General features: G+C 66.6%; 15 protein-coding genes. 4 read left to right on the top strand and 11 right to left on the bottom strand.

The features are described 5' to 3' along the window. Positions 1 to 64: 64 nt before the first annotated feature. The gene (gene dnaN / locus ACFSCW_RS13235) at positions 65 to 1,177 is read right to left on the bottom strand and encodes a DNA polymerase III subunit beta (protein ID WP_380890173.1); all 1,113 of its coding nucleotides are present in this window, start codon (positions 1,175 to 1,177) and stop codon (positions 65 to 67) included. 139 nt (positions 1,178 to 1,316) lie between these two features. Beyond that, positions 1,317 to 1,895, bottom strand: coding sequence for an outer membrane protein (locus ACFSCW_RS13230; RefSeq protein ID WP_380890171.1), 579 nt, complete (start codon positions 1,893 to 1,895; stop codon positions 1,317 to 1,319). A gap of 248 nt (positions 1,896 to 2,143) precedes the next feature. Between ACFSCW_RS13230 and ACFSCW_RS13225 the strand changes: the two genes are divergently transcribed. Both ACFSCW_RS13225 and ACFSCW_RS13220 read left to right on the top strand, forming a co-directional pair. Next, entirely contained in the window at positions 2,144 to 3,187 is a 1,044-nt protein-coding gene (locus ACFSCW_RS13225; protein ID WP_380890169.1) for a Ppx/GppA phosphatase family protein, read from the top strand. Beyond that, on the top strand, positions 3,184 to 3,849 hold the full coding sequence (locus ACFSCW_RS13220; RefSeq protein ID WP_380890168.1) for an RlmE family RNA methyltransferase: 666 nt from the start codon (positions 3,184 to 3,186) through the stop codon (positions 3,847 to 3,849). The genes ACFSCW_RS13225 and ACFSCW_RS13220 overlap by 4 nt, the downstream gene beginning before the upstream one ends. Here ACFSCW_RS13220 and ACFSCW_RS13215 read toward each other — a convergent pair. From ACFSCW_RS13215 to ACFSCW_RS13195, 5 genes are all read right to left on the bottom strand, one after another. Continuing rightward, complete coding sequence (locus tag ACFSCW_RS13215; RefSeq protein ID WP_380890165.1) at positions 3,824 to 4,906, bottom strand: PEPxxWA-CTERM sorting domain-containing protein; 1,083 nt, start codon at positions 4,904 to 4,906, stop codon at positions 3,824 to 3,826. The genes ACFSCW_RS13220 and ACFSCW_RS13215 overlap by 26 nt on opposite strands. Positions 4,907 to 4,994: 88 nt before the next feature. Then, entirely contained in the window at positions 4,995 to 5,702 is a 708-nt protein-coding gene (locus tag ACFSCW_RS13210; RefSeq protein ID WP_380890163.1) for a DsbA family protein, read from the bottom strand. Then, the gene (locus ACFSCW_RS13205) at positions 5,699 to 7,081 is read right to left on the bottom strand and encodes a M48 family metalloprotease (RefSeq protein ID WP_380890161.1); all 1,383 of its coding nucleotides are present in this window, start codon (positions 7,079 to 7,081) and stop codon (positions 5,699 to 5,701) included. The genes ACFSCW_RS13210 and ACFSCW_RS13205 overlap by 4 nt, the downstream gene beginning before the upstream one ends. An 86-nt stretch (positions 7,082 to 7,167) precedes the next feature. Further along, positions 7,168 to 7,719 carry a hypothetical protein gene (locus ACFSCW_RS13200; RefSeq protein WP_380890159.1) on the bottom strand — a complete coding sequence of 184 codons (552 nt, stop codon included), beginning with the start codon at positions 7,717 to 7,719 and terminating at the stop codon, positions 7,168 to 7,170. Between the two features lie 187 nt (positions 7,720 to 7,906). Next, positions 7,907 to 8,158, bottom strand: a complete 252-nt coding sequence (locus ACFSCW_RS13195) for a hypothetical protein (RefSeq protein WP_380890158.1) — start codon at positions 8,156 to 8,158, stop codon at positions 7,907 to 7,909. Positions 8,159 to 8,312: 154 nt separating this feature from the next. Between ACFSCW_RS13195 and ACFSCW_RS13190 the strand changes: the two genes are divergently transcribed. Next, the gene (locus ACFSCW_RS13190) at positions 8,313 to 9,431 is read left to right on the top strand and encodes a sensor histidine kinase (protein ID WP_380890156.1); all 1,119 of its coding nucleotides are present in this window, start codon (positions 8,313 to 8,315) and stop codon (positions 9,429 to 9,431) included. Further along, positions 9,418 to 10,161 carry a LytR/AlgR family response regulator transcription factor gene (locus ACFSCW_RS13185; RefSeq protein ID WP_380890154.1) on the top strand — a complete coding sequence of 248 codons (744 nt, stop codon included), beginning with the start codon at positions 9,418 to 9,420 and terminating at the stop codon, positions 10,159 to 10,161. Before ACFSCW_RS13190 ends, ACFSCW_RS13185 begins: the two co-directional genes overlap by 14 nt. 84 nt (positions 10,162 to 10,245) lie before the next feature. On the opposite strand, the gene ACFSCW_RS13180 is transcribed toward ACFSCW_RS13185, so the two are convergent. The 4 genes from ACFSCW_RS13180 to ACFSCW_RS13165 form a co-directional block, all read right to left on the bottom strand. Further along, positions 10,246 to 10,581, bottom strand: a complete 336-nt coding sequence (locus tag ACFSCW_RS13180) for a UrcA family protein (RefSeq protein ID WP_380890151.1) — start codon at positions 10,579 to 10,581, stop codon at positions 10,246 to 10,248. A 215-nt stretch (positions 10,582 to 10,796) separates the two neighbouring features. After that, positions 10,797 to 12,098: an APC family permease gene (locus tag ACFSCW_RS13175; protein ID WP_380890149.1), complete on the bottom strand. Its 1,302-nt coding sequence runs from the start codon at positions 12,096 to 12,098 to the stop codon at positions 10,797 to 10,799. Between the two features lie 65 nt (positions 12,099 to 12,163). Then, positions 12,164 to 13,069 carry a DMT family transporter gene (locus tag ACFSCW_RS13170; protein WP_380890148.1) on the bottom strand — a complete coding sequence of 302 codons (906 nt, stop codon included), beginning with the start codon at positions 13,067 to 13,069 and terminating at the stop codon, positions 12,164 to 12,166. After that, positions 13,066 to 13,947 (bottom strand): LysR family transcriptional regulator, encoded by an 882-nt coding sequence (locus ACFSCW_RS13165; RefSeq protein WP_380890147.1) that lies wholly within the window; start codon positions 13,945 to 13,947, stop codon positions 13,066 to 13,068. The genes ACFSCW_RS13170 and ACFSCW_RS13165 overlap by 4 nt, the downstream gene beginning before the upstream one ends. Between the last annotated feature and the right edge of the window lie 169 nt (positions 13,948 to 14,116).

The raw sequence follows: 14,116 nt of genomic DNA, 5'->3' as shown, positions 1-14,116 counted from the left end.
CAGTGCGTCCCTCGACTTCGCTCGGGATGGACGGCTTGGTTAGGCGAGTTCCAGTTCCAGCCCCTTACACCCGCATCGGCATCAGCACATAGAGCGCCGGGGCCTTGTCGTTTTCGCGGATCAGCGTCGGGGCGGCGGCGTCGGCGAGGTGGACCTCGACCAGGTCGCCGTCGATCTGGTGGAGGATGTCCATCAGGTAACGGGCGTTGAAGCCGATCTCGAACGGCTGGGCGGCATAGTCGCCCGGCACTTCCTCGGCGGCGGTGCCGTTTTCGGGGCTGGTCACCGACAGTGTGATCTTATCGCGGTCGAGCGCCATCTTGACGGCGCGGGTCTTTTCGCTGGCGATGGTCGAGACGCGGTCGACGCCTTCCATGAAGCTCTTCGGGTCGAGCTTCAGCAATTTGTCGTTGCCGGTCGGAATGACGCGCGAATAGTCGGGGAACGTGCCGTCGATCAGCTTGGAAGTCAGGATCGCCGCGCCCAGGTCGAAACGGACCTTGGTGTTCGACAGCGACACGGTAACCCCGCCGTCCACTTCCTCGAGCAGCTTGCGCAATTCGCCCACGCACTTTCGCGGCACGATCACGTCGGGCATGCCGTCGGCGCCATCCGGCCGATGCACGGTCACACGGGCGAGGCGGTGGCCGTCGGTCGCCGCCGCCTTGAGCACCGGCTGCGCATCGTCGGAGACGTGGAAGAAGATGCCGTTCAGATAATAGCGCGTCTCTTCGGTCGAGATCGCGAAGCGGGTCTTGTCAATGATCTGGCGGAGCGTCGCGGCCGGCAGCTCGAACTTGGTCGGCAGCTCGCCCTCGGCGATCACGGGGAAATCGTCGCGCGGCAGCGTCTGCAGGTTGAAACGGGCGCGGCCGGCGTTGATCGCCATCTTGCCCTCGGCGGCGGAGAGCTCGACCTGGCTGCCTTCGGGCAGCTTGCGGACGATGTCGAACAGGGTGTGGGCCGAGACCGTGGTCGCGCCCGGCTGGTCGACCGCGGCCTCGACGGTCTCGACGATCTGCAGGTCGAGATCGGTCGCCATCAGCCGGATGCCGCCGTCCGCGGTCGCATCGATCAGCACGTTCGACAGGATCGGGATCGTGTTGCGCCGCTCGACCACCGACTGGACATGGGCCAGGCTTCGCAGAAGCGTTGCCCGTTCGATCGTCGCCTTCATGGGTCCCCCCGGGGCCGCGGCGGCCCCTAAAATCCGCTGTTGAGTGAGGCGAAAGAGCCGCCTCGGGTCACCGGATTTACTGGACAAAAAAAGGGGCCGGAGCAAGCGCCCCGACCCCTGTTTTCCACAGACGTGCTGCTTAGAAGCGGATGCCGACGCCGCCGAGCACCTGGTGACGGGACAGACCCTTCTCGTAGTTGGTGTAGCGATACTCGGCCTTGGCATAGACGTTGCCGGAGAGCTTCTGCTCGACGCCGCCACCGACGCGCAGGCCGTCATAGTTGCGCGAGGCGCTGGTGTTGTTGGCCGGCGTCGCGGTGTCCGTGTAGTTCACCTTGAAGCGCGTATTGGCGTAGCCGGCCTTGGCGTACAGCAAGGTGCGGGGCGCCACGGCGACACCGACGCGTCCGCCGACATAGAGATCGCGCTTGGCATTGGCGCAGATCCGGTCCGTGGCGGTAACGAAGCCGGTGTCGCAGCCCTTGGCCGTCGAATCCATCGCTTCGCCTTCGACGCCGAGGACAGCGCCGCCCATCTGGAAATCATAGCCGACGCCGGCGCCGTACGCGACGCCGTTGCGGTGGCCGCCATCCCCTTTGACATTGTCATAACCGACAAGACCTTCGACGCGGGCGCCGGTGAACGGCGCATCGGGTTGGGCCAGAGCGGGGGCTGCAAAGGCCGATGCCGCGAGGGCTGCGATGATGATCTTTTTCATAAAACTCACTCCACTCTTACTTTTTCTGGTCTTCTCCCCGCCCGGCCGTTGAAGGGTTGGCCGAGGCGGGGAGCCGCCAGATGCGTCCGAACGGATGAACGTCGGGCAACGAAACATGAACCTCACACAACAAGGTGAGATGTGGCATTTGCGCCACAGTCGCTTGCCCCGCCCGCCGTTCATCTGTAGAAGCGGCGCCAAGTACCGGCGGTATGATCCGATCCGGAGAATGACAGAGTGACGGCAGCATGGCGGACGTGTCGCCCCTGCCGCTGCAGTCCGGCATCGACCGGACGCGGACGGCTCCCTTTGCTCCGGCGTACGCGCCGCAGCGCCGAACCTATGGCGCGCTCGATCTCGGCACCAACAATTGCCGGCTGCTGATCGCCCGGCCTGCGCCGCAGGGCTTCGTGATCGTCGACGCCTTTTCGCGGATCGTCAGGCTCGGCGAAGGACTCGCCGCGACCGGGCGCCTCAGCGACCAGGCGATGGACCGTGCCGTGTCGGCGCTGCGCATCTGCGCGGACAAGCTGCGTCGCCGCCACGTCCATATCTGCCGCTCGGTCGCGACCGAGGCCTGCCGCCGCGCCAGCAACGGCGCGCAGTTCGTTGAGCGGGTGCGGCGCGAGACCGGCATCGCCATCGACATCATTCCCGCCGAGGAAGAAGCGCGGCTGGCGGTGATGGGCTGCCACGTGCTGCTGGAAGAAGGCGACGGCCCGGCGCTGATCTTCGACATCGGCGGCGGCTCGACCGAGCTGGTGCTGGTCGATACCAGCGGCCCGCTGCCGCGCACGCTCGACTGGTACAGCGCGCCCTGGGGCGTCGTGTCGCTGACCGAAGTCGAACCCGGCGATGCGTCCACGGCCGAGGGCCGGCTCGACATCTACCGGCGGATGCGCGCCCGCGTCTCGGAGAGCTTCTCCGCCTTCGCCGCGCGGCTGCCGCAAGGCGCGCGCGCGCATATGCGGCTGCTCGGCACCAGCGGCACGGTGACGACGCTCGCCAGTGTGCATCTCGGTCTGCCCAGCTATGACCGCAGCGCCGTCGACGGGCTGATCGTCCCTGCCGATGCGATGCGCGGCGTCAGCCAGATGCTGTCGCAAATGAGCCATGCCGAGCGCGTCGAGCTGCCCTGCATCGGGCAGGAGCGCGCCGACCTGGTCGTCGCCGGCTGCGCGATCCTGGAATCGATCCTCGACATTTTCCCCGCCGAGCGGCTGGGCGTCGCCGACCGCGGCATCCGCGAAGGCATATTGCGCACGCTGATGGCGCGCGACGGCTTCCAGTGAGAGGGTCGGGCCGCCAGCGGGTCAAGACCGCGCGCAATCGCACCGCCGCCTCGACGCGCTGGCTCGAGCGGCAGTTGAACGATCCCTATGTGAAGCGCGCCAAGGCGGAGGGCTATCGTTCCCGCGCGGCCTACAAGCTGATCGAGCTCGACGAGCGGTTCGGAATTTTGAAAGGCGCGAAGCGCATTGTCGATCTTGGCGTGGCGCCGGGCGGCTGGGCGCAGGTCGCGCGCAAACGCCACCCCGACGCGACGATCGTCGGCATCGACCTGCTGCCGACCGATCCGATTGAAGGCGTCACGCTGTTCCAGATGGACTTCACCGCCGACGAAGCGCCCGAGCGGCTGCGCGAGGCGCTGGGAGGCCCTGCCGATCTCGTCATGTCCGACATGGCGGCGAACACCGTCGGCCATGCCCAGACCGACCATCTCCGCACGATGGCGCTTGTCGAAAGCGCGGCCTGGTTCGCGATCGAGACGCTCCGGCCCGGGGGCGGGTTCATTGCCAAGGTGCTGGCCGGCGGCGCCGACAACGACCTCGTCGCGCTGCTGAAGAAGCATTTCACCACCGTCAAGCACGCCAAGCCGCCCGCCAGCCGCAAGGAATCGAGCGAGTGGTACGTGATCGCTCAGAGGTTCAAGGGCGAGCCGTTATCCCCCTGAAGCGCCGACGTGTCCGCAGCGCTGCGCCGGCAAGGCCGAAGCCGCCCAGCATCATCGCCCATGTCGTCGGTTCCGGCACGCCGCCGTTCGATGGGGGAGCGACGGCCGCGATCTCGACGCCGCCGGTGAAACCGGCATAGGGCTGGAAGCTGCCGATCATGGCGCCAAGATTCCGTCCCGCGACAGCGTCGAACACGCGAACCTGCGCGTCGCCTGAGGCGGTGGCGACATAAAGGGCGGCATGGCCGTCATAATCGCCCCAGGCCACGTTCACCCCGCCGGTGAAGCCGGCGTCAAACGCGAAAAAGCTGGCCAGCTCGGTCAGGTCGGACATCCTAAACGCCTTCACGTGTGGGCCGCCACCCGCCCCGGCGCCGACGAAAATCGCATTTTCGCCAGCCCATGTGCCGGCGGAGACGGACACGCCGCCGGTGAAGCTCGGACCGAATGCAAAGAAGCTCCTCAACTCCGCGCCGCTTGCGCCGCTGAAAACCTTCACATGCGGTCCGCCGCCCGGGCCGGCGCCGGTCACGATGTCGGCAAAGCCGTCGCCGTCCAGGTCGCCGGCTGCCACACGCACCGCGCCGGCGAAGCCGGGATAGGCGAAGAAGCTCTTGATCTCGGCCCCGGTCACGCCGTCGAAGGTCTTGACGTGCCCGCCGGCCGGGCCCGCGCCCAAGCCCGTCACGATGTCCGCGACCCCGTCATGATTGACGTCCCCGGCCGCAACGAACACGCCCGCGTTGGACCCGGCATAGGCGAGGAAGCTGCGCACTTCCGCGAGGTTCGTGCCGCTGAAGACCTTGACGTTTGTCGCGCCGCCATCGGACGGGGCGGTCACATAGTCCGGCACATGATCGCCGTTCACATCGCCGACAGCGACGCGCACGCCGCCCGCGATCCCCGGATAGGCGAAGAAGCTCGCCTCGGTGGTGAGCGACGGCGTGTCGAACGCCTTGACGTGCGGGGCGGCGGTCGCTGCCCCCGTGACCAGCTCGGCCGCTTGCGCCGAAGTGGCAGCCGCGGCGACGACCGCAATTGCAATGATCAGCTTCATGGAATCCGTCCCCCAAGGGACGAGTAAACCACGCATGACCGAGTCGCGCCAGAGCGGGCAATTGGCCGCCCCGCTCCGGGGCAAAGGCTCAGGTCTTGTTGGCCCGCGCTCGCTCCACGGCCTTTTTCAGCGCATCATAGCCAACCGCGCCGCTCAGGATCTGGTCGCCGACGACCCAGCTTGGCGTGCCGGTGAAGCCGAGGGTGCGGGCGAGTTCGATATTCTGGCCGATCTCACGTTCGGCGCGCGGGGCGTTGATCGCAGCCTGGAGCTTCGCCTGGTCGAGCCCGGCTTGTTGCGCGGCCGCCATGATCGTTGGCGCCGCCGGCCGGCCGGCGGCGTACATCGCGTCGTGGAACGCAGCGAACCTGCCCTGCTCGGCCGCGCCAAGGCTGACCCGCGCGGCGACTTCGCTGTCGCGGCTGAGGATCGGCAGTTCGCGGAACACGACCTTCACTTTCGGGTCCTCGCGGACCAGCCGCTGCACGTCGGGCAGGCTGGCTTTGCAATAGCCGCAGGCATAGTCGAAGAACTGCACGAGCGTGACGTCGCCATCCTTGGCGCCGATCCACGCGCCGGCATAGGGCGTTTCGATCTGCGCGCGATGCGGGGCGATCTGGGCGGCGCTCTGCTTCATCCGCAGCCGCTCCATCGCTTCCTGAAGCACTTCCGGATTCTGCAGCAGATAGGCGCGGACATGATCGCCGCCGCCGCGCTGAACCACCGCCGCGGTGCCGAGCGACGCCAGCACGGCGGAAAGCAGGCCGACGCCGAAATAGGGCAACCACCTACTCATTGCTGCGGTTCGTCCTTCTTGTCTTTCTTCTTCTTTTTCACGTCGGGCTCGGAGACCATATAGATGTCCTGCGCGCGCACCCAGTCGGCGGAGCCGTGCGGGATGCCGGCCATCGCCATCCGCGCGTTCACGTAGGCGAGCTTGGCATTGCCTTCCAGATTGTACCGCTCCGCAGTCGCCAGCGAGGCCCGCGCCTCGTCGCCTTTGCGCGCATAGACGATGCCGAGCTGATACCAGGCGTCGGGGTTCTGATTGTCCTTGGCGATCGCGGACTTCAGCACCCGCTCCGCCTCGGCCATGTTCTTGGGGTCCTCGGTCTCGACCAGCGCGTGACCGAACAGCGAGGTGATCAGCGGATTGAAGCCGGTCGTCTGCGTCGCTTCGCGCAGCATCGGCAGCGCTTCGTCCGGCTTGCCGGATTCGAGCAGGATCTGGCCCTTGAGCTCAAGGAAATAAGGATCGTGCGGCGCGGCCCTGAGCAGCGCGTCGGCTTCCGCCAGCGCCTTGTCCGGATAGGCGGAACGATGCCAGGCATAGGCGCGCGCATAATGGGCGGGCACGCTCAGGTCGGTCTCTGGATATTGCCGCATCACCTGTGGCGGATCGAGCACATAGCCTTTGAGCTTGGCCCTGATGCGCTGGAAACGCGCCTCGAGCGCCGGATCGGTCTTCGCATCCCAGGCCTTGGACGCCTGCAATCCTTCGGTCAGCAGCGTCACGCGCTCGCGGTCGAGCGGGTGCGTCTGCTCGTACGCGTCCTTGGGGTTGTAGCCGTAGCGGAGCGACTGGTTCTGCAGCTTCTTGAAGAAAGCGAGAAAGCCCTTGCCGCTGACGCCGGCCTTGTCGAGCGTCGAGACGGCGGCGGCGTCGGCGCTGGCTTCCTGCACGCGGGTGAAGGCGAGGAATTTGCCGAGTGCCGCGCGCTGGCCGGCCATCAGGATGCCGGCGCCGGCATCGCCGCCGCCCGCCGCGATCGCCGCCGCGCCCAGCAGCAGCGACAGCAGCATGACGCCGGTCGCCGCCCGCGCCCCTTCGGCGAAGCGGATCACATGACCGCCGCTGATATGGCCGATCTCGTGCGCGATCACGCCTTGCACCATGTCGGTGTTGTCGGCCTCGGTCAGCGTCGCCGAGTGGATATAGACGATCTGGCCGCCCGCCACGAAAGCGTTGATGTTGTTGTCGTAGAGCAGCACGACCTGGAAGTTCCGGGGGTCGAGCCCCGCCGCCACGACCAATGGCCGCGAAATGTCCTGTAGCCACTTTTCGGTCTCGGCATCGCGCAGCACCGATTGTGCGGCGACCGGCCGAACCAGCACGGCGAACGAGATGAGCAGCGCAAGCGCCGCGCGTAGCACGATCCGGAAACGCAACGTCATCGAGCCGCCTTACGCCCAACCGCGGATGAACGCCCGGTGAAAGCCGGGCCATGCAAATCTAGGCTGCGCTATGCGGCGCGTCCACCTCAGTTCGGTGCGCCGGTCGTGTCCACTTTTTCCACCCATTGCGGGTAGAAGGCGGGCGAGCGGCTCGACCAGCCGGGAGCGGTCGCCGCGGCTTCGCTGATCGACTGGAGCAGTTTGCGGCGCTTGTCCGGGTGGAGGTGCGGCAGCGCGGCAGCGGCGCAGAAGGCGCTCGGCAGCCACGGGCGCACGCTCGGCCCGATCAGCCGCTCATACAGGAATCGATAGGCAGAAAAGGTCGACAGCCGATCCTGGCCGAGATCGAACGCCGAGAGCGTCACCAGCGGGGTCATGAACGGCTCGATCGCGTCGAGCCCACTATCGTCCGGCACCAGCGCGCGGATTTCGTCCAGGCGCTCGTACATCTTGGTCTGCGCCTTGATGCTGGCCGCCTCGACCACGTCGCGCGACCAGATCTTGATCGCGTCCTCGCGCTCCAGCCCGATATCGAGTGCGCGGCGGATGTAGCGCTGCGTGCCGGCAGCGAACCCCGCGAACTCCTTCATTTCCACAAGGGCCATCGCGCCTGCGGCGGGTCCGACCTTGCTCGGCATGTTTCCGTACTCCGACCTTTTGCCGTTAACCTTATGCACTCAACAGGCTTTCCGAGCCGTTAACTGCATCACACCCCGTGCAAAGATCGAATCAGAAAAATTGCTGCAAAGCAACATTGGCTGCGACGAGGCGAGCCGCCGCGCAACAAAATGCCGTGGATAAAAGATTTATGTGGCCGCGAAGCCACTATTGCTGTGCGTTCGCCCGCTGCCGCGCGGCCTCTTCGTCCTCGTCATAGCTGGACGAAGGCGCCGGCTCCTGGCTGCCCGGCTGGGCTGCCGAAGGCGGGTCGGACGCGTCCATCGACTCGTCGGAGCCGGCGTCGATCTTGGCGTCAGGGTCGAACGGGTCGCGCTGCAGGCGCTTGTCGATCGACGGATCGCGCGCGGCATCCTGCCGCTCGTCGCGGAGCGTGTCTTGAGTTCCGGTGTCGGCCATGAAATGACTCCGCCTGATGTCTTCCGTTGACGCCCCCGTAACGAACGACTCAGGAGGGGAGTTCCTGCTGCCGTTCGATGAACCCGCCCTGCGGTTCGACCGGCGCCGCCCGCCTGCGTCGCTTTCGAGCCTGTGGAGCGTTAGGACGGGGGCAATGCAGGATGAAACCGGAGACCGCCGGCGCAGTCGGGTGGCGCTGGAGGTCGCAGCCTATTCGATTCTCGGCTTCTGGCTCTTCTACGTCGTCATCGCGACCACTCAGTCGCTGATCGTCGGATGGGACAACCAGTTCGAGCTTGCGCAGCGCCGCCTCGGAGTAACCGTGGCGGGCATCGCGATCACGTTCCTGCTCTATGGAGTCTTGCGCCGGGTCGACGATCGCTCGTTCGGCGAGCGCATCGCGGTGGCGTTCGTCGCCGCCATTCCCTGCGCGATCGGTATCGGCCTCGCCAACTATTACTTCTTCAACGCCTACAAGCCGGAGCTTCTCTACCGCGATCCCGAGATGCTGCGCGACATGATCCGGCATCCCTATCTGGCGAAGAACGTCGCCGAGATCGCAGTCTCCCGCTACTTCTTCCTGCTGGCCTGGGCGGCGATCTACCTCGCCATCTCCTATGCGAGCGAAACGCGCGAGGCAGAGCGCCGCGTCGCCGCCTTCGCCCAGACCGCAAAGGAAGCGGAGATCCGGGCGCTTCGCTATCAGGTCAACCCGCATTTCCTGTTCAATACGCTGAACTCGCTGTCGTCGCTGGTCATGACCGGCCGCAATGCCGAGGCCGAAGCGATGATCATGAACCTGTCGACCTTCTACCGGACCAGTCTCTCCGGCGATCCGATGGATGACGTGCCCTTGTCCGAAGAAGTGCGGCTGCAGCGCCTGTACCTGGACATCGAGGCGGTGCGCTTCCCAGAGCGGCTGAAGACCGAGATCGAGGTACCCGAAGAGCTGATGCCGCTCTGCGTCCCCGGCCTGATCCTGCAGCCTTTGGTCGAGAACGCGATCAAATACGGCGTGTCCCGCGCCAACCGGCCGGTGACGATCTCGATCACTGCCAGAAGCGAACGCGGCAAGCTGGTGCTCACCATTGCCGACGACGGCAAAGGTCCCGGCGAGGGCGAGGAGCACGGCACCGGCGTAGGTCTTGCGAATGTCCGCGATCGGCTCCAGGCTCGGTTCGGGAGCAAGGCGGGGCTGGTCACTCACGTGCCGAAAGGCGGGGGCTTCGTCGTGACTTTGGCGATGCCTGAGGTGAGGGATGGATGTCACTAGCGTAAAGCCGGTTCGTACTCTGATTGTCGACGACGAGCCGCTCGCGGTCGAGCGGCTGCAAGTGCTGTGCGCGCGCGAGCCGCTGATCGATCTGGTCGGCACCGCGTCCGACGGCAATGCGGCCCTGCGGCTGACCGAAGCGCTGGAGCCCGAGGCGCTGTTGCTCGACATCTCGATGCCCGAGCTCGATGGCATGGGCGTGGCGCGCGCACTGGGCCAGGCGAAGCACCGGCCGGCCGTCGTGTTCGTGACCGCCTTCGACAGCTTCGCGGTCGAGGCGTTCAACGTCGCTGCGGTCGATTACCTATTGAAGCCCGTCGCCCCCGAACGGCTGAAGCGCGCGCTGGAGCGCGTCGTCGATCGCCGCGGCACGGCCGAGCCGGGCGCGCCGGCAGTCTCATGGGTGCAGGAATTCTGGGTGCCGCACCGGTCCGAGCTGATCCGCATCGCCGCCGAGGACATCGAGCGGATCGACGCCGAGCGCGATTACATGCGGCTGCACGTGAACGGGCGGAGCTATCTGCTCCACCAGACGATCAGCGCGCTGGAAGAGCGGCTCGATCCGGACAAGTTCATCCGTCTCCACCGCTCGACGATCGTCCGGCGCGACCGGATCAAGGGACTGAAGCATGACGGCGGCGGCGTCTGGTCCGCCGATCTCGGCAACGGCGAGGAAGTGCGGATCGGCCGCACCTATCTCGACCATGCCAAAGGTATGGCCGGACGCTGACGCAAAGAAAGAGCCCCGGTCTTTCGACCGGGGCTCGGTGAAGGTCCGGATAAGGGGAAGCGACCGGACCGGAAGAGAGTGCGATCAGTTCGCGGCGACGCGGATCGAGGTGCCGGCCTGCGCGAACACCTCGACGAGGCCGCGATTGGCGTTGGCGATCGCGTCGTTCTCGCAGGCGAGGTTCGCCTTGTTCGAGAAATAGGAACGCTCATCGACCGGGCCACAGACGGTTTGGGCGGCATAGGCGATGCGCTTGCCGAGGCGGGCCTTGCCGCTGGTGGTGCTGAGGTCGAGATCGCCGAACTTGACGACCATCGAGCGCGGCGCGCCGATTTCGGCATGGGCGGGCCCCATCGCGAAGGTGACGAGGCCGGCAGCGACGGAGGCCAACAGAGCCTTGGAAACGGTACGAGTGAACATGGCGTGATCCTTCCTTCGAATGCTTCGGGGCGGCTCCGAAGGGGGCGGAGCCATTGGCGGCGGTCCGAAGGGGGCCGGGGAGCATCTTCGTCCCGCCGCGCATTTCCGGGCTACGCCTATGCGCCCGGCCATGCAGCTTCGCTTCGACCGGCCAGGGTCCGGCTTCGGCGAATGGCCGACGGACCCGACGAAGCGCTAATGGCGCTCGACGAGCGTCAGCGGCGAAGGAAGTAGAGCAGGGTGCTGAGGCCGATTGCGGCGAACAGACCGATGATTTCGTTGGGCTGGCCGAGCGCAATCAGGGCGATCATGCTGAGCACGCCGACTGCCGAAGCGATCCCGAGACCCGGTACGCGGAACGCTGGGCCGATCAGTTGCACGTCCTCGCGCCGAAGCTTCACCGCCGCGAGACATGCGCCGATATAGATGGGCGCGGTCGCCAGCGCCGAAAGCAGCACCAGCCATGTGAACTCGCCCGCCAGCGCGAGCGCGGTGCCGATCGTCGCGTGCGTCAGAATCGCCGCGGTCGGCACTTGCGTGCGATCGTTCACCTGTCCGAGCGCGACCGGCAGAAAGCCGTCGCGTGCGAAGGCGAACAGAATGCGCGGCGCGCCCAGCACATCGCTGCCGAGCCAGGCGCCGCGCGAGATCGCCGCGCCGACCGCGATCAATGGAATCAGCGCCGGATGCACTACGCCCAAGGCCTGGGCGAGCGGCTCCTTGGCGGTCGCGAGCTGCGGCCCCAGCAACCCTTGCGCGACGGTCTGGATCGCGATGTAGAGCAGCAGCACGCCGGCCATTGCCAGCATCAGCGCGCGCGGCACCGTCTTTTCAGGCCGGGACACTTCGCCGCTGGCGCTCAGCATCGTTTCCATGCCGGAGAAAGTGAAGATCGACAGGATGATCGCCGCGCCGAACGAGCCGGGATCGACCTCGCCGGTGGGCTTCAGGTTCTGCGGGTCGATCCAGAATGCGCCGACGCCGACGAACACCAGCAACGGCACCAGCTTCACCACCGTCATCACGCCCGCGAACCGCGCGCCTTCCCTCGCCCCGCGCAGGTTGATGCCGGTGACCAGCATCATCACCGCCACGATCAGCACGACCCGCTGCACGCCGGCGGGGCCGACCGGATAGAGCGCCACGATCGCATCGGCAAAGGCCGCGGCGATGCCGCCCGCCGCGAGCACGCAGCTCAGCCACAGCATCATGCCGCAGACGAAGCCCGGCCCGCGCCCGAACGCAGCTTCGACATAGGCGTAGGTGCCGCCGCTCGACGGCACGCGGCTGCCTGCTTCTGCGCAGCACAGCACGATCGCGCCCATCGCGATGCCGCAGGCCAGCAGCGCGAACGGCGCCCAGGCGCCGACCGATCCTGCCAGCGCGGCGGGCGCCGCAAAGATGCCGCCGCCCACCACCACGTTGATGATCGTCGCGGCGAAGCTCCAGACGCCGATCTCGCGCGCCAGCCCGGCGTCGCGATGAACCGCTTCTTCCTTGATCGCCGTGGTCGCCATGCCCGCCCCTTTTATCGTTCGCGACGGTTGTGCCGTATTCGCGGGCAATGGCAAGCGGTTGGCGGTCAGTCGTTCGCCACCGCGCTCGCCGTTTGCTCCAGGTGCAGCTTGTGCTCGCGATAGACGATGTAGAGGCCGCTCGCGATGATCAGCGGCGCGCCCAGCCACAGATGCGGGCTCGGCAAGGTCGCGAAGAGCAGCCAGCCGGCCAGCGCCGACCAGATCAGGCTCGAATAATCGATCGGCAGCACGACCGAAACCGGCGCGAGCCTGAGCGACGCCGTCGATGTGAGCTGGGATAAACCGCCGAGCAAGCCGAGCGCGATCAGCAGCCCATAGGTCGGCGCGTCATGGGCCTTGCCGAAGAACGGCATTAGCAGCGCCATCGGCAGCGCGGACATGATCGTGAACCAGAACACCGTGGTCGTCGCGCTCTCGGTGCGGCCGATCTGACGGAGCGTGATGTTGATCGCGGACACGGCGATCGAGGCCATCAACCCGACCGCGACGCCCTTGCCGGAGAGCGTCGACCCGCCCGGCTGCACCACGATCAGCACGCCTATGAAACCCAGGATCACCGCACCACAGCGATGGCGTCCCACCGGCTCCTTCAACACCAGCGCCGACAGGATCGTCGCAAAGATCGGCACCGTGAACAGGATCACTGTCGCCTCGGCGATCGGCAACAAGGTGTACGTCGTAAAGTTGAGTCCCATGCCGACCATGCCGAGGCCCGTCCGCCAGACATGCGCCCAAGGTCGCCTTGTTTTGACCGAACGAATACCGGGGCCGGCGACGACCAGCCCGGCCACCAGCGGCAGGGCAAACAATTGCCGATAGAACACATTCTCGAACAGCGTGACGCCATGCGCGGTGGCGATTTTCACGATCGCGAACATCGCCGTCAGGGACAGCGCGTTCGACAGGCGCAGCAGGATCGCGAGCAGGCGGCGTTCGGATGTCGGGTTCATGGTCGCCCAACCATCAGCGGGCGCATCCGGGTCACCAATCCGTCCAGCCAGTCGACGAACGCCTTGACGCGCGCCACCCCGCGCAAATCGCGGTGCATGACCAGCCAATAACTCCGGGCGATATCGACTTCTTCCGGCAACAGCCGCTCGAGCAGCGGATCCAAGTCGCCCACGAAGCAATGCAGGATGCCGATGCCGGCGCCGCTGCGAATCATCGCGGCTTGCGCATTGACGCTGGTGCTGGATAAAGTCGCGCTTAGCCCGGGCGCCGTCTCCTCGAGATAGTGCAGCTCCGGCGCATAAATGAGGTCGGGCACATAGCCGACCAGCCGTTCTTCCCCGAGATCGGCGATGCTCGACAGGGGGCGCGCGACGCCGCGGCGCCCGTAGATGCCCAGATTATAGTCGGTCAGCTTGCGGGCGACGAGCGGACCGCGCTGCGGCCTGGCGAGCATCACCGCGACGTCCGCCTCGCGCCGGGACAAGTTCAGAAAGCCGGACGAGGCGACCAGCTCCACCCCGATGCCCGGATGCGCATCGGCAAATTCATGCAGGTGCGGCGCGATCACGCTGGTGCCGAACCCTTCCGCGACGCTGACCCGGATCGTGCCGCTCGCCTGCAGCCCGGCCTGCGCGCCCTCCGCGCAGGCAATGGCCGCGCTTTCCATCGTCTGTGCATGGCCGAGCAGGTCCTGACCCCGCGCAGTGAGGATGTGACCCGCCGGCGTCACCTCGAAGAGACTGCGCCCCGCTTCGACCTCCAGCCGTCCCAACCGGCGCGCGACAGTTGTCGCGTCGAGACCGAGCCGCCGCCCGGCTGCGCTCAGCGTGCCCGTCCGTGCGACGGCGAGGAAGATGCGCAGGTCGTCCCAATTCACAAGGTTGGCCTTGGCTGCAAAATCGCAGGCCGTCCATGCATAAACGCCCGCTTGTCTGCGAAAATGCAAACGTGCATGGGACAGGCAGACTAGCCGGAGAGGATTCCCCATGCGCGACATCGACCATTTCATCGTCGGCGGCCCCGGCGGTTCTGCGGGCCGCTTCGGC

This window comes from Sphingomonas tabacisoli (genome assembly GCF_042678385.1).
In the GTDB taxonomy this organism is placed as follows: domain Bacteria; phylum Pseudomonadota; class Alphaproteobacteria; order Sphingomonadales; family Sphingomonadaceae; genus Sphingomonas_B; species Sphingomonas_B tabacisoli.
This window is presented reverse-complemented; position numbering and strand designations above follow the sequence as displayed.